At 37.3% G+C, this 19,612-nt stretch carries 20 protein-coding genes, 1 pseudogene and 1 other annotated feature; of the genes and pseudogenes, 19 read left to right on the top strand and 2 right to left on the bottom strand.

Translation table 11 applies throughout. From position 1 onward, the window contains the following. Positions 1–44 precede the first annotated feature (44 nt). The 12 genes and pseudogenes from ACTND6_RS03635 to tsf all read left to right on the top strand — a co-directional run bounded on the left by ACTND6_RS03635 (position 45) and on the right by tsf (position 12,003). Positions 45–230, top strand: a complete 186-nt coding sequence (locus ACTND6_RS03635) for a hypothetical protein (RefSeq protein WP_441022109.1) — start codon at positions 45–47, stop codon at positions 228–230. A 116-nt stretch (positions 231–346) separates the two neighbouring features. Continuing rightward, on the top strand, positions 347–1,243 hold the full coding sequence (locus ACTND6_RS03630; RefSeq protein ID WP_441022107.1) for an aspartate carbamoyltransferase catalytic subunit: 897 nt from the start codon (positions 347–349) through the stop codon (positions 1,241–1,243). Next, entirely contained in the window at positions 1,244–2,512 is a 1,269-nt protein-coding gene (locus ACTND6_RS03625; RefSeq protein ID WP_441022105.1) for a dihydroorotase, read from the top strand. Positions 2,513–2,575: 63 nt separating this feature from the next. Next, positions 2,576–2,776: pseudogene (locus ACTND6_RS03620) on the top strand (hypothetical protein); the annotation flags it as partial. Continuing rightward, entirely contained in the window at positions 2,776–3,504 is a 729-nt protein-coding gene (locus ACTND6_RS03615; protein ID WP_441022103.1) for a dihydroorotate dehydrogenase electron transfer subunit, read from the top strand. The pseudogene ACTND6_RS03620 and the gene ACTND6_RS03615, both read left to right, overlap by 1 nt. After that, on the top strand, positions 3,505–4,413 hold the full coding sequence (locus tag ACTND6_RS03610) for a dihydroorotate dehydrogenase (protein WP_441022101.1): 909 nt from the start codon (positions 3,505–3,507) through the stop codon (positions 4,411–4,413). Further along, positions 4,410–5,108 (top strand): orotidine-5'-phosphate decarboxylase, encoded by a 699-nt coding sequence (pyrF, locus tag ACTND6_RS03605; RefSeq protein ID WP_441022099.1) that lies wholly within the window; start codon positions 4,410–4,412, stop codon positions 5,106–5,108. The genes ACTND6_RS03610 and pyrF overlap by 4 nt, the downstream gene beginning before the upstream one ends. Further along, the gene (gene pyrE / locus ACTND6_RS03600; RefSeq protein ID WP_178176676.1) at positions 5,108–5,770 is read left to right on the top strand and encodes an orotate phosphoribosyltransferase; all 663 of its coding nucleotides are present in this window, start codon (positions 5,108–5,110) and stop codon (positions 5,768–5,770) included. Before pyrF ends, pyrE begins: the two co-directional genes overlap by 1 nt. Positions 5,771–5,955: 185 nt before the next feature. Continuing rightward, positions 5,956–6,206 (top strand) — a binding site (T-box leader). 59 nt (positions 6,207–6,265) lie between these two features. Continuing rightward, a complete protein-coding gene (gene asnB, locus ACTND6_RS03595) occupies positions 6,266–7,843 on the top strand; it encodes an asparagine synthase B (RefSeq protein ID WP_441022097.1) in 1,578 nt (525 codons plus the stop codon). A gap of 30 nt (positions 7,844–7,873) precedes the next feature. Next, on the top strand, positions 7,874–9,955 hold the full coding sequence (locus ACTND6_RS03590) for a glutamine synthetase III family protein (RefSeq protein WP_441022095.1): 2,082 nt from the start codon (positions 7,874–7,876) through the stop codon (positions 9,953–9,955). Between the two features lie 226 nt (positions 9,956–10,181). After that, positions 10,182–11,117, top strand: a complete 936-nt coding sequence (rpsB, locus tag ACTND6_RS03585) for a 30S ribosomal protein S2 (RefSeq protein WP_178176679.1) — start codon at positions 10,182–10,184, stop codon at positions 11,115–11,117. Position 11,118: 1 nt separating this feature from the next. Continuing rightward, positions 11,119–12,003: a translation elongation factor Ts gene (gene tsf / locus ACTND6_RS03580; protein ID WP_441022093.1), complete on the top strand. Its 885-nt coding sequence runs from the start codon at positions 11,119–11,121 to the stop codon at positions 12,001–12,003. 109 nt (positions 12,004–12,112) lie between these two features. Here the strand turns inward: tsf and ACTND6_RS03575 are convergent, their stop codons facing one another. After that, entirely contained in the window at positions 12,113–12,358 is a 246-nt protein-coding gene (locus ACTND6_RS03575; RefSeq protein ID WP_441022091.1) for a GlsB/YeaQ/YmgE family stress response membrane protein, read from the bottom strand. A 123-nt stretch (positions 12,359–12,481) separates the two neighbouring features. On the opposite strand from ACTND6_RS03575, the gene pyrH reads away from it, so the two are divergent. The 7 genes from pyrH (at position 12,482) to galE (ending at position 18,563) form a co-directional block, all read left to right on the top strand. After that, positions 12,482–13,195: a UMP kinase gene (gene pyrH, locus ACTND6_RS03570; RefSeq protein WP_441022089.1), complete on the top strand. Its 714-nt coding sequence runs from the start codon at positions 12,482–12,484 to the stop codon at positions 13,193–13,195. Next, positions 13,195–13,743, top strand: coding sequence for a ribosome recycling factor (frr, locus tag ACTND6_RS03565; protein WP_441022087.1), 549 nt, complete (start codon positions 13,195–13,197; stop codon positions 13,741–13,743). The genes pyrH and frr overlap by 1 nt, the downstream gene beginning before the upstream one ends. 87 nt (positions 13,744–13,830) lie before the next feature. Then, the gene (locus ACTND6_RS03560) at positions 13,831–14,538 is read left to right on the top strand and encodes an isoprenyl transferase (RefSeq protein WP_441022085.1); all 708 of its coding nucleotides are present in this window, start codon (positions 13,831–13,833) and stop codon (positions 14,536–14,538) included. Next, on the top strand, positions 14,531–15,325 hold the full coding sequence (locus tag ACTND6_RS03555) for a phosphatidate cytidylyltransferase (protein ID WP_441022083.1): 795 nt from the start codon (positions 14,531–14,533) through the stop codon (positions 15,323–15,325). Before ACTND6_RS03560 ends, ACTND6_RS03555 begins: the two co-directional genes overlap by 8 nt. Continuing rightward, positions 15,322–16,482, top strand: coding sequence for a 1-deoxy-D-xylulose-5-phosphate reductoisomerase (dxr, locus tag ACTND6_RS03550; RefSeq protein ID WP_441022081.1), 1,161 nt, complete (start codon positions 15,322–15,324; stop codon positions 16,480–16,482). Before ACTND6_RS03555 ends, dxr begins: the two co-directional genes overlap by 4 nt. After that, positions 16,479–17,543 (top strand): RIP metalloprotease RseP, encoded by a 1,065-nt coding sequence (gene rseP, locus ACTND6_RS03545; protein ID WP_441022079.1) that lies wholly within the window; start codon positions 16,479–16,481, stop codon positions 17,541–17,543. The genes dxr and rseP overlap by 4 nt, the downstream gene beginning before the upstream one ends. A 3-nt stretch (positions 17,544–17,546) precedes the next feature. Continuing rightward, positions 17,547–18,563, top strand: a complete 1,017-nt coding sequence (gene galE / locus ACTND6_RS03540) for a UDP-glucose 4-epimerase GalE (protein WP_441022078.1) — start codon at positions 17,547–17,549, stop codon at positions 18,561–18,563. A 772-nt stretch (positions 18,564–19,335) separates the two neighbouring features. Here galE and ACTND6_RS03535 read toward each other — a convergent pair. Continuing rightward, positions 19,336–19,612, bottom strand: a 277-nt coding sequence (locus ACTND6_RS03535) for a hypothetical protein (protein WP_441045051.1), incomplete at its 5' end; no start/stop codon positions are given.

Here is a 19,612-nt window from a genome sequence, read left to right as displayed (position 1 = left end):
AAAAATTGTTGTAAGTGAGTAAAATAGAAGTAGAGGTAAATACGATGTCACTATTTGAAAATGATCAACAATATTTATTAAAAATTAACAGAATGGCAGCGGAAGATCCAATGCGTCTTGTATCTGAATTACATGAAGCGCATTATTTACTGGAAAGTAATGTCATTTCTCAAACTTGTTACGATAGAGTAAAACAGATCGTTGAGGAAGTATCTCGTAAGCAGAAGTAATTCTTTGAATTTCCTATTGCATATCTTTCTCAGTTTGATACAATAGTTCAGAAGAAAAGGAATTGAATTACACGTGTAAGAATCATTCCTTTTTTTAAGAAGTATGGAGGCGTTTTATGAATAAGAATTCACTAGTTTCAATTCGTGATCTTTCAAAGGACGATATGATTCATATTCTTAACGATGCTTTAATGTTTTCTAATTCTCAATCAGATTGGCAATTGCCTGATAAGGCATTGATCGCCAATCTTTTTTTTGAAGCATCCACAAGAACACATTATTCCTTTGAATCTGCTGAACTGCAGTTAGGATGTAAAGTTGCAGATATTGCGACAAATGTATCATCCGTAACAAAAGGAGAAACTCTTTACGATACATGCAAGACATTGGAATCTGCAGGATACAATGCACTTGTGATTCGTTCTTCTAAAGAATTCTACTGGAATGAGCTGGAAGGATTAAATATTCCTGTACTGAATGCAGGAGATGGTGCAAATGAGCACCCAACACAGTGCCTGTTAGATTTATTAACGATCTATAAGGAATTCCATAAGCTTGAAGGAATTAAAGTAGTCATCTGTGGGGATGTTGCACATTCAAGAGTTGCACAGTCTGACAAGTATGCATTTGAATTATTTGGTATGGATGTAAAGTTTGCTGGACCAAAGGAATTTGAAAGAGATGGCTATCCATTTGTAGATTTTGATGAAGCAATCAAAGATGCAGATGTTGTTATGATGCTTCGCATTCAGAAAGAAAGAGGAGCTGCATTGTCTAATATGAATGATGCAGAATACCTTGAAAAATATGGCATGAATCAAAGAAGATATGCAATGTTGAAAGACAATGCAATTATTATGCATCCAGCACCAGTCAACCGTGGTGTTGAAATCGATACGGATTTAGTGGAAGCAGAAAAATCACGTATCTTCCAGCAGATGCATAATGGAATGCTCGTAAGAAAAGCAGTTATCAAGCGTGCATTTGGACATGCACCATTTGAGGAAAAATAAATGAAAAAGATCATTCGAAACGCAGATGTCCTGTACCAGGAAACACTTCAGAAACTAGATGTCTTGTTTGATGAAAATCAAATCATTGAAGTTGGCGTAAACATTCAAGAAGAGTGTGAAGTGATTGATGCAACAGGATTGACATTATTACCTGGACTTGTTGATGTACACGTCCACTTCAGACAGCCTGGTCATGAAGAAAAAGAAACGATCCACACAGGATCATTAGCAGCAGCACATGGAGGATTTACTTCTGTATTTGCAATGCCAAACGTTGTTCCTTCTCCAGACGGAAAAGAAGTCATGGAAGAGTATTTAAAACTGATTGGAAAAGAATCTTTGGTGCATACGTATCCATATGGTACGATCACAAAGAAAGAACAGGGAAAAGAGTTATCAGACCTGGATGGAATGAGCCAGCTTGGTGTTCATTGGTTTAGTGATGATGGCGTTGGCATGAATGATCAGAATCTTTTAAAGGAAGCTTTTGAAAAAGGAAAACAGGACAATTTTATTATTGCCTGTCATACAGAAGATTTAAAATATCGACCACAAGGCGGCAGTGTGCATGACAGTAAGATCGTTACAGAAAAAGGCTGGATTGGTATCCCAGATGAATGTGAAAGTGAACCATTGAAAAATGATTTACAGACAGCACTAGCGGTCAATGGAAAATACCATGCCTGTCATATCTCATCACATCTTTCTATAGAAGCTTTAAGAGAGGCAAAGCAAAAAGGTGGAGATGTCAGTGCAGAAGTCACAGTACATCATCTGTTATTAGAAGATAAAGATGTAAAAGGTCCAATGTGGAAAATGAATCCACCTCTTAGAACACATGAAGATCGTATGTGTTTAATTGAAGCGTTAGAAGATGGTACATTGGACTTTATCGCAAATGATCATGCACCACATGCAATGAGTGATAAAGCACGTCCTATGGCAAACAGTGCCTTTGGCATCGTATCCTTAGAAACAGCCTTCCCGCTTCTTTACAGTGAATTTGTATATCGTACAAAACGATGGACACTAAATCAGCTTGTTGAATGGATGAGTGAAAAACCAGCAAAGAGATTTGGCTTAAATCATGTTGGAAAAATAGAAAAAGGATATACAAGTGACATGTTTCTTGTACAATTAAATCAAGAAAGCATGATCAATGCAGATACGTTTGTATCAAAAGGAAAAAACACACCTTTTAATGGATGGAGCGTATATGCAGAAATCAAACAGACAATTGTAAACGGAAAGACAGTGTGGAAAGGGTAAAACATTCAGGAACTATTAGTTTTATGTACTGAAATCTTAAGTGAATCATTCAGGATACACAATATCGGTAATGGACGTGTTAACTTTGTTATCAATACAATGTCCAGTAAAAAGAATACAAGTGCAGATGGATTCTTGATTCGTCGTGTTTCTGCAGAAAATAATATTTCCTGCGTGACACTTTTAGATACAGCGGCTGCACTATACAGAGTATTGGAATCTAGAAGTTTTTCAATGGTTTCAATGAATGAAATGAGGAAATGATGAAAGTAGATACAGGAATCATAAAAAGTAATACATACATTGGAAAAGATGTATATAAAATGGAAATTCAGACTGATTTGGCAGATGAAGTGCAATGTGGTCAATTCGTGGAAGTAGAAGTACCAAACTACTTTCTCAGAAGACCAATCAGTGTCTGCGAAGTCAAAGAAGATCACACAATTGTTCTTGTGTATAAAGTTGTTGGTGATGGTACACGCTTTATGACAACAATGCATGATGAAATTTCACTGTTTGGTCCATGTGGAAATGGATTCCCAGTGGTAGATGAAGATGTATTGCTGATTGGTGGCGGTGTTGGTGTTCCACCACTCTTACAGACAGCCAAAGAATATAAAAAGATTGGCAAGAATGTCAGTGTCGTTGTAGGATTTAATACAAAGGAAGATGCAATTCTCATTGATGAACTCAAGGAATACAGCGACGCCTTGTATATTGCGACAATGGATGGCAGCGAAGGTACAAAGGGAACTGTCATTGATGCAATCAATGAAAACAATGTTGATTGTGAATATGTATTAAGCTGTGGTCCACTGCCAATGCTGAAAGCAATCAATACAAAGTATACGAAGGGATGTATTTCACTGGAAGCTAGAATGGCTTGTGGCATTGGTGCATGCATGGGATGTGTTGTCAAAGACAGTGAAGGAAACAGTCTGCGTGTATGTAAGGACGGACCAGTATTCCCAATTGGAAAGGTGGTGCTCTAAATGGATTTATCTGTAAAACTGCCTGGATTGAATCTGAAAAATCCAATCATTCCTGCTAGTGGATGTTTTGGATATGGAAGAGAATATGCTGAATTATATGATCTATCTATCTTAGGTGGAATTGCCATTAAATCTGCGACACCTGTAGAAAGATTTGGAAACCCAACGCCAAGAATTGCGGAAACACCATGTGGTATGTTAAATGCAATCGGATTACAGAATCATGGAGTGGATTACATCATTGAAAATGAATTGCCATTCTTATCACAGTATGATACTGAAATCATTGCGAATATTGCAGGAAGCAGTGAAGAAGATTATGTAGCTGTCATTGAAAAAATGAATGATGATCCAACAGTCAAAGCATTTGAATTAAATATTTCCTGCCCGAATGTAAAGCATGGAGGCATGGGACTCGGTACACAGCCAGAACTTGCAAAACACATTACACAAATGTGTAAGAACGTTGCTAAAAAGCCTGTATATGTAAAGCTTTCACCTAATGTAACGGATATTGTTGCGATTGCAAAAGCGGTTGAAGAAGGCGGTGCAGATGGCCTGGTGATGATCAATACATTATTAGGAATGCGTATTGATTTAAAAACTGGTAAACCAGTACTTGCCAATATAACAGGCGGTTTAAGTGGACCAGCTGTAAAACCAGTCGGTATTCGCTGTGTATATCAGTGTGCCAGACAAGTAAATATTCCAATCATTGGTGTTGGTGGTATTGCAAACAGTGAAGATGTACTTGAATATCTTCTTGCTGGAGCAAGCGCAGTAGAAGTTGGCGCAATGAATTTTAAGGATCCATATATTTGTAAGAAGATCATTGAAGATCTTCCAGAAACATTAAATAAATATGGTTATACATCAGTGCAGGATGTGATTGAAAGGAGACAAAAATGAGTAGAACAATTATTGCATTGGATTTTTCAAACAAGGAACAGGTATTAGAATTTTTAAGACAATTTGATGAGCCAGTATATGTAAAAATTGGTATGGAATTAACATACGCATGTGGCTTAGACATTGTTAAGGAAGTAAAGAACATGGGACATAAGATCTTCCTTGATCTCAAACTCCATGATATTCCAAACACAGTAAAAGGTGGCATGAAGAATCTTGCAAAGCTTGGTGTAGATATCGTTAACTGCCATTGTGCTGGTGGTATTGAAATGATGAAGGCTGCTAAGCAAGGTATCTTAGAAGGTACACCAGAAGGACAACAGCCAGCGAAGTTAATCGGTGTGACTGTATTAACAAGTACATCTAAGGAAAGTATGAATGAAGAACTAGGCATTCCTGGTGAAGTGATTGATACAGTCATTCATTATGCAAAGAATGCAAAGGAAGCTGGCTTAGATGGTGTTGTATGCTCCGTTCATGAAGCAAAGGCAATCCATGAAGCTTGTGGAGATGATTTCTTGACAGTTACACCTGGTATCCGTTTAGCAGGTAACTCTGTAGATGATCAAAAGAGAGTCGCTACACCTGAATTTGCCAAGGAACAGGGCTGCGATATGATTGTTGTTGGCAGAAGCATCACAAAGAGTGAAGATCCAAAGGCTACTTATAAAGCAATTGAAGAGGTAATGGAATAATGGAACAGTATAAAAAGGAATTTATTGAATTCATGCTTTCATGCGATGTATTGAAGTTTGGAGATTTTACACTCAAGTCAGGTAGAAAATCACCATTCTTCATGAATGCAGGCTTATATGTTACTGGCAGACAGTTAACAGAATTAGCTCATTACTACGCAAAAGCAATTCATGATCAGTTTGGAGATGATTTTGATGTATTGTTTGGACCTGCATACAAGGGTATTCCTTTAACAGTCGCTACATCAATGGCATATTATGAACTTTATGGAAAAGAAATCCGTTACTGTTCTAACCGTAAAGAAATCAAGGACCATGGTGATACAGGTATCTTATTAGGATCTAAACTAAAAGATGGTGATCGTGTTGTCATGATTGAAGACGTTACTTCTTCTGGTAAATCCATGGAAGAAACTGTTCCAATTGTAAGAGGACAGGCAAACGTTGAAATCGTAGGTTTGATCGTTTCTTTGAATCGTAATGAAAAGGGTAAGTCTGATAAGACAGCATTGAAGGAAATCAGTGAATTATATGGTTTCCCAACAGCAGCAATCGTAAGCATGCCTGAAGTCATTGAAGTCATGAAGGAAGAAAACCGTCTTGATGATGAACTGTTATCAAGAATTAATGCATATTACGAACAATACGGTGCAAAAGAGTAAAAAAATTCTGGTTTTTGAAGAAAAAACCAGTTTTTTTTATGATTTTTTGAGAAAAAAACGAAAAAATCACAAAATTAAACGCTTTCTGAAATAAAATGAAACTTGTTTCAAATCGAATTATGAAAAATATATCATTTTTATGAAAAAGTGATTGCAGAGGAATCTTGATGGTTGTATAACTATTGCATCAAGCAAAGACCAGGAAAAGTAGTTTGATAAACAGTTTATAGTGAATAGAGGATAGTGGAAACTCTATGATATGCATCTTATGAAAGAACACCTGAACAGCTGCGAATCGAAAAGATATGAGTAGACTTCGCCGGAAGCAGACCGTTATCACTGACCCCAATTATAAATGATTGGAGACTAAGCGACTAATCAATAGATTAGTAATCTGGGTGGCACCGCGGAGACATAGCAGTCCTTCGTCCCATGTATGAATTACATAGGACGGAGTGACTGCTTTTTACTTTTTATATATGAGGGAGAAAGATTATGTGTGGATTAATTGTTTCTACGGATCCAAAAACAGATCGTAAGGATTTTGAAAAAGGACTGGCTTGTTTAAATGATCGTGGTCCAGATGACGCTAAAATCGTACCCATTGATGATTGTCTTGTGGGATTTACAAGATTGAGCATTATGGACTTAAGTACAAATGGGATGCAGCCATTTGGAAGAGATGGATTTTCAGTTGTATGCAATGGTGAACTGTATGACTTTAGAAAATGTAAAAGAGAGTTAGAAAAGAAATATACATTTGTTTCTGACAGTGATTGTGAATTACTGATCCCATTATTTGAAGAATATGGATGTGATATGTTTGCAAAATTAGATGCAGAATATGCACTTGTCATGTATTCGAAGAAGACAGGATTTATTGCTTCTCGTGATCCTATTGGCATTCGTCCATTGTTTTATGGATATACCAAAGATCATAAAATTGCATTTGCATCGACTGCAGAAAGTCTGATGTGTATTGCAGGTGATGTCACACCATTCCCACCTGGATGCTACTACAAAGATGGTGAATTCATTCCATATACAAAGATTTATGAAGCTGATCAGACATTTCATGTTAGTGAGGAAGAAGCTGAAGAAGGAATTCATGATTTATTGGTTGATGCGGTAATTAAAAGAATGGATGCAGATGCAAAGTGTGGATATTTATTAAGTGGTGGTTTAGATTCTTCTCTTGTTTGTGCGATTGCTCAAAAACATACAGATCATCCGATTCGTACATTCTCTATTGGTATGGAAACAGATGCTATCGATTTAAAATATGCAAGAAAAGTTGCCACATTTATTGGCAGTGAACATACTGAATTCATTATTACTAAAAAAGATGTATTAGATGCCTTGCAGAAAGTGATTCAAATTCTAGGAACATGGGACATTACAACGATTCGTGCATCTATGGGGATGTATCTATTATGTAAAAAAATTCATGAAACAACAGATATTAAAGTACTTATGACAGGAGAAGTCAGTGATGAATTATTTGGATACAAATATACAGACTTCGCACCAGACAGTTCATCATTTCAAAAGGAAGCTGAAAAGAGAGTCAAGGAATTGTATGAATATGATGTATTAAGAGCTGATCGCTGTATTTCAAGCAATTCAATGGAAGGAAGAGTTCCATTTGGAGATCTTGCATTTGTAAGATATGTCATGGATCTTGATCCATCCATCAAGATGAACAATCACAACATGGGAAAATACCTGTTAAGAAAAGCATTTGAAAAAGATCACCTTCTACCGGAAGAAATCTTATTCAGAGATAAAGCAGCTTTCTCAGATGCAGTAGGACATTCTCTGGTGAATGATCTAAAGGAATATGCTGAAGATACATATGATGTTCTATCTTATGAAGAAAAGAGAAAAGCATATGCATGGAAGACGCCGTTTACAAAGGAAAGTCTTCTCTATCGAGAAATATTTGAGAAATTCTATCCAGCAATGGACAAAATGATATCTGATTACTGGATGCCTAACAAAGAATGGCAGGGTTGTGATGTCAACGATCCAAGTGCACGTTATCTTTCTAACTATGGAGCTAGCGCATATTAAAAAAGGTGAAAGAAAAAGGAGATAAAAGTTATGGAAAGACCATTTGAAGAATTCGGATCACTCGTATTTACAGAAGTTGAAATGGAAGAAAGACTTCCTTCACCGGTTTACCTGGCATGGAAAAAGACAATTGCTTCAGAATCACAGCTGGATCGTCCAACTGCGGATGCAATTGCACATGCGATGAAACGCTGGGCAATGGAACATGGTGCAACACATTTCACACACTGGTTTCAGCCTTTAACAGGTGGTACAGCTGAAAAGCATGATGCTTTTGTAGAGCCAGGAAGTGATGGAGAACCTATTTCCAGATTCTCAGGGAAAATGCTGATCAAGGGTGAACCAGATGCATCCAGTTTTCCATCAGGCGGCTTAAGAGCTACATTTGAAGCAAGAGGTTATACATATTGGGATGTTACATCTCCTGTCTTTATTAAAGAAGGTGTTTTATGTATCCCTACAGTGTTCGTATCCTACAATGGTGAAGCACTTGACCGTAAAGAGCCACTTTTGAAATCACTTGAAGTATTAAGTAAATATGCAACAAAAGTCGTAAACAAGCTTGGTGACAAGAAAGTGAAGAGCTGTGATATTTCGGTTGGTCTAGAACAAGAATATTTTCTAATTGATAAAAAGTATTTTGATGCTCGTGTTGACTTGAAACTTTGTGGAAGAACATTGTTTGGTGCTCCAGCAACAAAGGGACAGGAATTGGATGACCACTATTTTGGTGCAATTCCACTGCGTGTCAAAGCATTCATGAAAGAAGTGAATGAAGAATTGTGGAAGCTTGGCATCTATGCGAAAACAGAACACAACGAAGTTGCTCCTGCACAGTTTGAACTTGCACCTGTATTCTCTGGTGGAAATATTGCGGTTGATCAGAACCTGTTGATCATGGATGTATTAAAGAAAGTTGCGGATAAGCATGGATTTGCTTGCCTGCTGCATGAAAAGCCATTTGATGGAATCAATGGTTCTGGCAAGCATAACAACTATTCTATTGTGACTGATGATGGTCAGAATCTGTTTGATCCAGGCAAGAAACCAATGGATAACATTCGTTTTTTGACATTTACATGTGCGTTTATTGAAGCTGTAGATACATATCCTGTATTGTTAAGACTCGCAGCAAGCTCTGCGGGAAATGACTTTAGACTTGGAGCAAATGAAGCTCCACCAGCAATTATTTCGATATACCTCGGAAGCTATATTGAAGATATTCTATATAGCCTCCATTCTGGAAAGCGTAAGAAGGAAGGGGAAGCTGTGGATTCTAGCTTTGAACCAGTCAAAAACATTTCCTATATCCCTCATGACAACACTGATAGAAACAGAACTTCTCCTGTCGCTTTCACTGGAAATAAATTTGAATTCAGAATGCTTGGTTCAAGCATGAACGCATCTTTCGCAAATACTGTTTTAAACACTATCATCGCACATTCTTTGAAGAAGATTTCTGAAGAATTGGATACATGCAAGACTGTTGAAGAAGTACGTGAAAAAGCATTGGAAATCTGTAAGAAGATTATCAAGAAGCATAAAAGAGTATTGTTCTCTGGTGATGGATATTCTAGTGAATGGATCAAGGAAGCTGAGCGCAGAGGTCTGCCAAATGTAAAGAGCTTCATTGAAGCATCACAGGCTTTAAAAGATAAGGATGTTGTAAAACTGTTTACTGGTTTAGGTGTATATACTGAAACAGAACTCATGGCAAATGAGAAAATTCTTGAAGAAGAATATTACAATATCAAAGAAATTGAAATCAAGACACTCATTGCAATGGTGAAGCGTGATGTACTTCCAGCAATGTGCAAAGAATATGATTTCTATGCAAAGGCAAATGGAGAAGGCGCACCAGCTTACTTGACAAAGAGAAGCAAGAAACTTGCAGAATTGATTGATGCAACAGATACATCTATTGTAAAGCTGGAAGAAACACATACATCTGTAAAGAAAGAAACAGACACCTATGAAAGAGGATATCGTACAAGATATGAAATCGTTCCTTTGATGCAGGAAGTTAGAGCATCAGTAGATGCCTATGAAGAACTTGCATCTAAGTGCTACTATAAGCTTCCAACATACGAAGATATGCTGTTTGATCTATAAAAGAAGCAAAACCACTCTGATTGTAACAAAATCAGGTGGTTTTTTAAATTCTTTGTTGTAATCATTTTAGATTCATGGTATATTCATTGTCGGCATCTTATGCACTTTTTATAGTGGATAGATGACTTCTCACACAGGGAATTCATTATCCCGTGTACACAAATGGGTGTATTGATAATGTTGGAACCTGTGGCGGTAACAACGGAAAGCGAGGTAAATAAAAGAAATGGCTGTTGTAACATTGAGAAAAATGCTCGAAAATGGAGTTCACTTTGGTCATCAGACACGTAAGTGGAACCCAAACATGAAGCAGTATATCTATACTGCAAAGAATGGTGTCTATATCATCGACTTGAACAAGACACAGGAAAAGCTTGACGCTGCATATGAAGCATTCAAGAAGATCACTGAAGATGGCGGAAAGATCCTATTCGTAGGAACTAAGAAGCAGGCACAGGCTACAATTCTTGAAGAAGCTCTACGTTCTGGTTCTTTCTACGTAAACCAGAGATGGTTAGGTGGAACATTAACAAACTTCAGAACAATTCAGAAGTCAATCAAGAAGCTTGTTGACATTGAAGAAATGGAAGCAAACGGAACAATTTCTGTTTACACAAAGAAGGAACAGGCATTAATGCTCAAGAACAAGGAAAAGCTTGAAAACTTCCTTGGCGGTATCAAGGAAATGAAGAAGCTTCCTGATGCATTATTTGTTGTAGATCCACTAGAAGAGCACAACGCTGTAGCTGAAGCTAAGAAGTTAGGAATTCCTGTATTCGCATTAATCGATACAAATGCTGATCCAAGAACTGTTGATTTCCCAATCCCAGCTAACGATGACGCTGTTAGATCTATCAAGTTATTAGTAAGTCTTCTTGCTGATGCTATCTGCGAAGGTAAGAACTTGCCAATCGAAAACGTTGCTGAAGGTGAAGAAGAAGCTGATATCACAATGAAGGACGTTATCAAGAAGGTTGAAGAAGATGCAGCTGAATACGAAAAGCGTAGAAGAGCTAAGTATGAAGAAAAGAGAGCTCAGATGAATGCTAGACGTAACACATACAATGGTGAAAGACGTGTATTCAAGAGAAACGACAACCGTAACAATATTGCTAAAGCTGACGCTCCAGTAGCAGAAACTGAAGCTAAGGAGGCTGAATAAGATGGCAGTAACAGCTAAGCTTGTTAAAGAATTAAGAGACTTAACTGCTGCAGGTATGATGGACTGTAAGAAGGCTCTTGAAGCTACTGACGGTGACATCAAGAAGGCTGTTGACTGGTTAAGAGAAAACGGTCTTGCTAAGGCTGCCAAGAAGGAAGGCAGAATTGCTGCTGAAGGTTTAGGTAAGATTGCTATTGATGGTAACAAGGCTGTTATCATTGAAGTTAACTCCGAAACTGACTTCGTTGCTAAGAATGAAAAGTTCTTAGAATTATTAGATGTAGTTGCTAACACAATTCTTGCTTCTGATGCTAAGACAAATGAAGAAGCATTAGCATTAACAACTGCTGATGGTACATTAAATGATACTTTCATCAATGCTGTTGCTACAATTGGTGAAAAGATTACATTAAGAAGATTTGAAATCGTTTCTAAGAACGATGATGAATTCTTCGGTTCTTATACACACCAGGGTGGTAGAATCGTTGCCTTGACAGTTGTTAAGGGTGGTGACGCTCAGGTTGCTAAGAACATGGCAATGCAGATTGCTTCTATGAACCCTACATACGTTTCAAGAAACGATATGCCTCAGGATGTAGTTGAACATGAACGTTCAATCCAGGAAGAATTACTTGCTAAGGATGAAAAGCTAGCTAGCAAACCAGAAAAGGTTAAGGCTGGTATCATCGAAGGTAGAGTTTCTAAGTCTCTACAGGATATGTGCTTAGTTGATCAGGAATACTTCTTAGATGCTGATCAGAAGTGCGGTCAGTACCTCAAGAGCAACAATGCTGAAGTATTAAGCTTCGTTAAGTATGTTGTTGGTGAAGGTATTGAAAAGAAAGAAGAAAACTTTGCTGCAGAAGTAGCAGCAATGGCTAAGTAAGATTTTAGATTTGTTTCACAATTGCAAACTGACACGTAAGAAATTACGTGTCTTTTTTGGCTCAATGAAAAAAGCTGATGACGTATCACCAGCTTTTTATTTGTACATATTATTTTTTGATATATTTATTGTAGATCCATAGAACAAGGATAGAACCAAGTGTTGCGATAATAATGGAACCAATGATATTCTTGCTGCCAATACCAATGAGTGATCCTAAGATACTGCCAAGAATTCCTCCCACTAATCCAATGACAATATTCTTAACCATATTACTTGAATCATTTCCTGTTAATACAGTAGCGAGTGTTCCTGCGATTGCTCCAATAATAATAGAACCAATAAAGCTAAACATATTTATGCCTCCTTGCCATCAGTATAGCACTGACCTTCAGTCAGTCAATGATTTCTCATTATTTATGGTGTATTCATAAATAATGTTTGATATAATAATTTCAGAAATTTGGAGGTTTCAATCATGTATAAACGTGTATTGTTGAAACTCAGCGGAGAAGCATTAAGTGGAAATTCAAAAAACTTTGACGCTGATGTTTTACGCAGCCTGGCTGAAGAAATTAAAGAAGCACAAAGCTTAGGTGTAGAAATTGCTATTGTTGTTGGCGGAGGTAACTTTATCCGTGGCAAGACAGTCGCTGAAATTGGTATTGACCGTGTACAAGGCGATTATATGGGAATGCTTGCAACAATTATGAATGCATTGGCAATTCAGGCTTCTTTAGAAAGTGTAGGCTTAGAAACAAGAGTACAGACATCTATTGAGATGAATAAGGTTGCTGAACCATTTATTCAACGTCGTGCAATTCGTCATCTAGAAAAGGGTAGAGTTGTTATTTTTGGCGGTGGAACTGGTTCTCCATACTTCTCAACAGATACAACTGCTGCTTTAAGAGCCAGTGAAATCAAGGCAGATGCAATTTTGATGGCTAAGAATGGTGTTGATGGCGTCTACAATGCAGATCCTAAGAAGGATCCAACAGCTACAAGATTTGAATATTTAACATACATGGATCTACTAAATAAAGGATTACAGGTAATGGATTCCACAGCAACTTCTATGTGTATGGATAATGATATGGAACTTGTTGTGTTTAACATGAATGAAAAAGGAAATATTGTAAAAGCTATGAAGGGTGAAGCAGTATGCACCCGCATTAACAAGGAGGAAAAATAATGGCTTATCCAATTATCGATAGCAGTACAGTCAAGATGGAAAAAGTAATGGACCATCTGAAGGAAGAACTCGCTACTATTAGAACAGGCATGGCAAATGCAAGCATGCTAAACAGAGTTGAAGTTGAATACTATGGCTCGCCAACACCTTTAAACCAGATTGCTGGTATTTCTGTACAGGAAGGTAGAATTCTTGTCATCAAACCTTATGACCCATCTTCATTGAAGGCAATTGAAAAGGGTTTAAATGCAGCTGATTTAGGTATGGCTCCACAGAATGATGGTGCTGTGATTCGTTTAACAGTTCCTCAGCTTACAGGTGATACACGTAAGGAATTAGCTAAGAAAGTATCAAAGATTGCTGAAGAATGCAAAGTTCAGATCCGTAATATCAGACGTGATGCTAACCAGGCTATCAAGAAAGATAAGGAAATGGATGAAGATACACAGAAGGATGCAGAAAACGAAGTACAGAAGCTGACAGATAAGTACACAAAGGATATCGATGCAGCATCCAAGAAGAAACAGGACGAAGTACTGAAAGTTTAATTTATACAAACCGGTTTGATTGTTTTGAATCGGTTTTTTTTAATAGTTTCTAATGTATAATAGTAAGGTAATTATGGAGATAGTACTATGTTAAAAGAATGTAATCATGTTGCCATTATCATGGATGGAAATGGCAGATGGGCAAAAGCACAGGGAAAACCTAGAACTGCAGGACATCTTGTTGGTGCTGATAATGTTAGAACAATTGCGATTGCCGCAAGTGAAATGGGCATAAAGTATTTGACTTTATATGCTTTTTCTACGGAAAACTGGAAGAGAAGCCAGGATGAAGTAAGCTATATTATGAAACTGCCTGCTATTTTCTTTAAGAAATATATGCAGGAATTTCTTGATCGCGGATATCGCATGAATATCATTGGTGAATTAGATATGCTTCCAAAGGCTACGCAGAAAGTATTGAATGATGCAATGGAAGAAAGTAAAAACAATACAGGATTAAACTTGAATATCTGTATGAACTATGGTTCTCAAAGAGAAATTCTGCTTGCGGCACGTCAATATGCAAAAGATGTCCGTGATGGAAAAGCTGATTTAGATCTAGATGAAGAAGGATTTGAAAAATACTTAATGACAAAGGATTTCCCACCTGTTGATTTACTGATCAGAACAAGTGGAGAAGAGAGAATCTCTAACTACTTATTATGGCAGATTGCTTATGCTGAACTGGAATTTGTACAAGAAAGCTGGCCAGAATTTACGCCAGAAGTATTTCATAGATGCTTAGAAGAATATACAAAGCGTGATCGTAGATTTGGAGGTGTTACAAATGAATGAAAAGATGAAAATTAAAACAATTGCGGCAATTGTCATTATCGCAATTGTAATTCCACCTTTAATGTTTGGCGGATGGCTTTTAAAAGTACTGGAAGTATTCATTGCACTGGGTGCTGCATATGAAGGCAGCAAAGTGGTTACTGGAAAAGCTGACTATTTCGCTGCTGCTTTATGCTTTGCTTTTGAAATGGCAATGATGATCGTGTCTGGTGAAAAATTTGGTGCAGTGATTGCTATCTGGCTTGTTGTATTATTTGTGAATGAGCTTGCAAAGGGAAAAGTCGCAACAGATGCAGTTGCATATCCATTTATGATTACAGTCTTGATTGGTATAGCATTAAGATGTGTAGATAAGATCTATGCATTAGATGTACATGGTGGACTAGTGATGCTTTATGTGTGTCTTGCATGTTTTATGTGTGATACAGGTGCTTATTTCTTTGGTGTTTCCTTAGGAAAACATAAGATGATTCCAGAAGTATCTCCAAATAAAACATGGGAAGGATCCATTGGAGGATATGTAACAGGCTTAGTTGTATCTTTGGTATATGGCTTGCTTGTTTTAAAACAGCTTCCATCTATGCTGATTATTGCAGGCAGTATTGTATTGCCGCTTGTTGCACAGGTTGGTGACTTGTCATTTTCTTCTATTAAAAGAAGATTTGAAATTAAAGACTTCTCAAATTTAATTCCAGGGCATGGTGGGATTTTAGACCGTATTGATTCTCTGGTATTCTGTTTGATGGTATTTAATTCATTGATGATCTTGTTTGGGGTAATTGCATGAAAAGATTAGTTTTATTAGGTGCATCTGGATCGATTGGCGTTCAGACGGTAGATATTGTTCAGCAGCATCCAGATTTATTTGAAATTGTTTCTTTCGGTGTTGGAAGAAACATTGCCAAAGCAAAAGAATACTTAGAATTGTTCCCAGATATCCAGACATTTTCTGTTCAGTATCAAGAAGATGCAGAATTATTACAGAAACAATATCCAGATAAGAAAGTCTTATCTGGTGAAGAAGGAATGGAAGAAATCGTATCACAGGACAATTACGATGTATTAGTGAATGCTCTTGTTGGTTTTGCGGGTTTCCTGCCAACTTTAAAGGCCATTGAAACACACCATGATGTTGCTTTAGCAAATAAGGAAACACTTGTATGTGGTGGTGAATTGATCAATCGTGCCTGCAAAGAATATGATTGTCAGTTATATCCAATTGATTCTGAGCATTCTGCAATCTGGCAGTCATTACGAGGTAATAAAAAAGAACAGGTAAAGCGTTTATTGATTACGTGTTCTGGTGGATCTTTCAGAAACAAGACAAGAGATGAATTGAAAGATGTTACGGTAGAAGAAGCTTTGGCACATCCAAACTGGTCCATGGGCGCTAAAATCACAATTGATTCTGCAACTTTAATGAATAAAGGTTTTGAAGTCATTGAAGCACATTGGCTGTTTGATATTCCATATGATGAAATTTCTGTATTGATGCATCCAGAAAGTGTTGTTCATAGTGCAGTAGAATATGTTGATCATAGTGTGATTGCACAGCTTGGTGCACCAGATATGCGTTTGCCAATCCAGTATGCATTAACATACCCTGATCGCTATTCATATGATCTAGATACACCATTGGATTTAACTAAACTGTCAACCTTGCACTTTGGTGCTCCAGATACAGAACGTTTTCCATTATTGGCTTTAGCTTTTGAAGCTGGTAAAAAAGGTGGAAATTTAAATGCCGTTATGAATGCGGCAAATGAAGTAGCTAATGCAGCATTTAGAAATCATGAAATTCCATTTTTAAAAATTGAAGAAATCGTTATTGGTGCAGTGCATCATGCACCATTCAAAGAATTAACATGCGTACAGGATGTAATTGACGCAGATACTTGGGGTAGGGAATATGCATTGAATGTAATTAAAGGAGCAAATCAATGACAATTATTTATTTCTTACTACTGTTAAGTGCAATTATTTTAATTCATGAAGCAGGCCACTTATTGGCCGCAAAACTGTTTGGTGTATATTGTTATGAGTTTTCATTTGGGATGGGACCGGTATTACTCAAACATAAAGGAAAAGAAACACAGTATTCACTCAGGGCTTTACCTGTTGGTGGATTTGTGGCAATGGCAGGAGAAACAGATGGAGATGAAGCATATCCTGATGTAAAAGTACCTGCTGGAAGAAGACTGACAGAAAAGAAGCCATGGCAGAAAATCATAATTATGCTTGCGGGTGTATTTATGAATTTTGTACTGGCATTTATGATTTTTTCTCTTGTGATTCTTCATAATGGAACATTTGCTTCTTCTCCAAAAGCAGTTGTTTCTACTGTTGTAGAAAACTCACCGGCAGAAAAAGCAGGCTTTCAATCTGGAGATATAATTCTAGAAATCACAAAGAAAGACGGTTCATCTATCAAACCAGAAACATTCATGGATATGCAGGCATTCTCCAGTGGATATGCAGATGAAGAAACATATAAGATCGATCGTGATGGAGAAATTCTTTCTATTACACTTACTCCAGAATACAGCGAAGAACAGGATGCATATCTGATTGGTATTACAGGTGAAAGAAGTGAATATATAGATGTTAATATTTTGAACTGCTGGAAGTTTGGTCTTGAAGAAATGAGTGCCATTACAAAACTGATGATTGTGACAATTGCCGGGTTGATTTTCCATGGTGCTGGTATGAGTCAATTGAGTGGGCCAGTTGGGATTTATCAAGCAACAGAAACATATGCATCGATGGGACTCAGCGCATTTCTATTACTCATTGCACAGTTGTCATTAAATGTTGGTATTTTTAATTTACTGCCATTACCAGTATTAGATGGTGGACAAGTTGTAATTACTTTATTGGAATGGATTACAAATCGTCAATTTAGTACTAAAATAAAAACAGCTATTATGATTGCCTGCTGGGTATTGCTCATCGGCTTAATGGTGTTTGTAACGTGGAATGATATCGCACGTTTAATAGGAGGATAAAAGATGTCAACTATTTTAGTCACAGGGGGTACAGGTTACATTGGTTCACACACATGTGTTGCTTTGATTCAGGCAGGATATGATGTTGTTGTATTAGACAATCTGTACAATTCAAACAAGGTCGTTTTAGATCGTATCAAGGAAATTACAGGTACAAAGCCAAAGTTTTATGAAACGGATATTCTAGACCGTGCTGGCTTAGATAAGATTTTTGAAGAAAACAAGATTGATGCGGTGATTCATTTTGCTGGATACAAGGCAGTAGGTGAATCTGTACAAAAGCCACTAACATACTACGAAAATAATATCAGTGGTTCTATTAATCTGTACCAGGCAATGCGCAAAGCAGGATGCAAGACAATTGTATTCTCATCCAGCGCAACTGTTTATGGTGATCCAGAAAAATGTCCAATCACAGAAGATTCCAAGGTTGGTGGAACAACAAACCCATATGGTACAAGTAAATTAATGAATGAACATATTCTGGAAGATGTCTGTGTCAGTGATGATGATTGGAGTGTTATGCTTCTTAGATACTTCAACCCAATTGGCGCACATAAGAGTGGCTTATTAGGTGAAGTACCAAATGGTATTCCTAATAACCTGGTTCCTTACATTGCTCGTGTTGCAAATGGTACACTGGAATACTTAAGAGTATTTGGTAATGACTATCCTACACCAGATGGAACAGGTGTAAGAGACTACATCCATGTATGTGATTTGGCTGATGGTCATATTGGCGCAGTGAAGTATGCTTTAGAGCATAAAGGTGTGGAACATGTCAACTTAGGTACTGGTAAAGGATACAGTGTTCTTGATGTACTACACGCATATGAAAAGGCATGTGGTAAAGAACTGCCATACAAGATCCTTGAGCGCAGACCTGGTGATATTGCAGAATGCTATGCAGATCCAAGCAAAGCAAAGAAGCTGTTTGGCTGGAGTGCAAAGTATGACATTGATGAAATGTGCGAAGACAGCTGGAACTTCACACTAAAGAATCCAGACGGAATTCAGTAAGATTGCAACCTTGAGTGAATGCTCATGTACGGTAAGGAAGCAAGCAACCGAAAACAAGAGATAGACCGCCAGCACTACACTATTCCGAACCAAAGACCAAAAGATAAGCATTGTGGGAAAATCTAAACTTTTGGATTTTCCTACAATGCCAACTACGGCGGAATCCCTCCCACTCCTTATATCTTTCTGTATACATTGAATTTGTATTTAGTAAAATGCAGACAACACCACGGATCGGCTTTTGGTTGGACAATTCCAACCAAACACCACAGCAGACAGCAGAAAACATTCTGAACGCTAGGAAGCCGGTATGATTGTTACATATAAGGGGAAGAAAAATTTCTTTTAGGTACTTGCTTTCCTAAAACTGATGTGATACAATGATTTAATCCAGAAAAGGAGTAAAAAATATGCGGCAAGGTATTCTTAAATAAAACTATAATCAAATAGTGGGAACAAAGGATTATGATAGCTCCTTTTGTAGGGGCTTAGTTTTTTGTACCCAATTTAAGAATACTTTTGCCTTATCAATTTTGACATATCCTCAAAAACAGCAATCACAAACAGGTGTATGCTGTATATGTGTATGTCCGCAACTTATAATCCCCAGTGGTAAAAGTATTTTGGCGCTCCAAAATTGGATGAGGTGTCAAGAAATTGATTTTCAAATAACATGAGGAATTGAAAGAATTTCAACACCTCAAACAACTTGAGCGACGAGAAGTACATATGGTGACAGAAATGTCATTCTATGTACTTCTTTTTTTTTATTTCAGAATGGTAAACAGTCGTCTTTGTACTCCTGCCGGTCTTTTATGTCTATGCCATGCTTTTCAAGTTCATCAAGAACAAGTTCAAGCATTCTCTTCATGTCACTGATGCCTGATGCAAGTTCTTCAATGCTTGAGGACAGGTATTCATATCTGTCTTCCTCATTCTCTCTGATAAATTCAACCAGTCTGATTGCTTCATCTGCTATCATTGCTTCTTCTCCTTCTTCATCGGATACATTGAATAGCTGGAATTCTTGTCCAGAACGTAAAGGACTC

Origin of the sequence: Bulleidia sp. HCP3S3_C9, from assembly GCF_052064035.1 — a bacterium.
In the GTDB taxonomy this organism is placed as follows: domain Bacteria; phylum Bacillota_I; class Bacilli_A; order Erysipelotrichales; family Erysipelotrichaceae; genus Bulleidia.
This window is presented reverse-complemented; position numbering and strand designations above follow the sequence as displayed.

Bases quoted from the DNA above. Each gene is read 5' to 3' on its own strand.
- ACTND6_RS03635 (WP_441022109.1), top strand. From the start codon at position 45: ATGTCACTATTTGAAAATGATCAACAATATTTATTAAAAATTAACAGA.
- ACTND6_RS03630 (WP_441022107.1), top strand. From the start codon at position 347: ATGAATAAGAATTCACTAGTTTCAATTCGTGATCTTTCAAAGGACGAT.
- ACTND6_RS03625 (WP_441022105.1), top strand. From the start codon at position 1,244: ATGAAAAAGATCATTCGAAACGCAGATGTCCTGTACCAGGAAACACTT.
- ACTND6_RS03615 (WP_441022103.1), top strand. From the start codon at position 2,776: ATGAAAGTAGATACAGGAATCATAAAAAGTAATACATACATTGGAAAA.
- ACTND6_RS03610 (WP_441022101.1), top strand. From the start codon at position 3,505: ATGGATTTATCTGTAAAACTGCCTGGATTGAATCTGAAAAATCCAATC.
- pyrF (WP_441022099.1), top strand. From the start codon at position 4,410: ATGAGTAGAACAATTATTGCATTGGATTTTTCAAACAAGGAACAGGTA.
- pyrE (WP_178176676.1), top strand. From the start codon at position 5,108: ATGGAACAGTATAAAAAGGAATTTATTGAATTCATGCTTTCATGCGAT.
- asnB (WP_441022097.1), top strand. From the start codon at position 6,266: ATGTGTGGATTAATTGTTTCTACGGATCCAAAAACAGATCGTAAGGAT.
- ACTND6_RS03590 (WP_441022095.1), top strand. From the start codon at position 7,874: ATGGAAAGACCATTTGAAGAATTCGGATCACTCGTATTTACAGAAGTT.
- rpsB (WP_178176679.1), top strand. From the start codon at position 10,182: ATGGCTGTTGTAACATTGAGAAAAATGCTCGAAAATGGAGTTCACTTT.
- tsf (WP_441022093.1), top strand. From the start codon at position 11,119: ATGGCAGTAACAGCTAAGCTTGTTAAAGAATTAAGAGACTTAACTGCT.
- ACTND6_RS03575 (WP_441022091.1), bottom strand. From the start codon at position 12,358: ATGTTTAGCTTTATTGGTTCTATTATTATTGGAGCAATCGCAGGAACA.
- pyrH (WP_441022089.1), top strand. From the start codon at position 12,482: ATGTATAAACGTGTATTGTTGAAACTCAGCGGAGAAGCATTAAGTGGA.
- frr (WP_441022087.1), top strand. From the start codon at position 13,195: ATGGCTTATCCAATTATCGATAGCAGTACAGTCAAGATGGAAAAAGTA.
- ACTND6_RS03560 (WP_441022085.1), top strand. From the start codon at position 13,831: ATGTTAAAAGAATGTAATCATGTTGCCATTATCATGGATGGAAATGGC.
- ACTND6_RS03555 (WP_441022083.1), top strand. From the start codon at position 14,531: ATGAATGAAAAGATGAAAATTAAAACAATTGCGGCAATTGTCATTATC.
- dxr (WP_441022081.1), top strand. From the start codon at position 15,322: ATGAAAAGATTAGTTTTATTAGGTGCATCTGGATCGATTGGCGTTCAG.
- rseP (WP_441022079.1), top strand. From the start codon at position 16,479: ATGACAATTATTTATTTCTTACTACTGTTAAGTGCAATTATTTTAATT.
- galE (WP_441022078.1), top strand. From the start codon at position 17,547: ATGTCAACTATTTTAGTCACAGGGGGTACAGGTTACATTGGTTCACAC.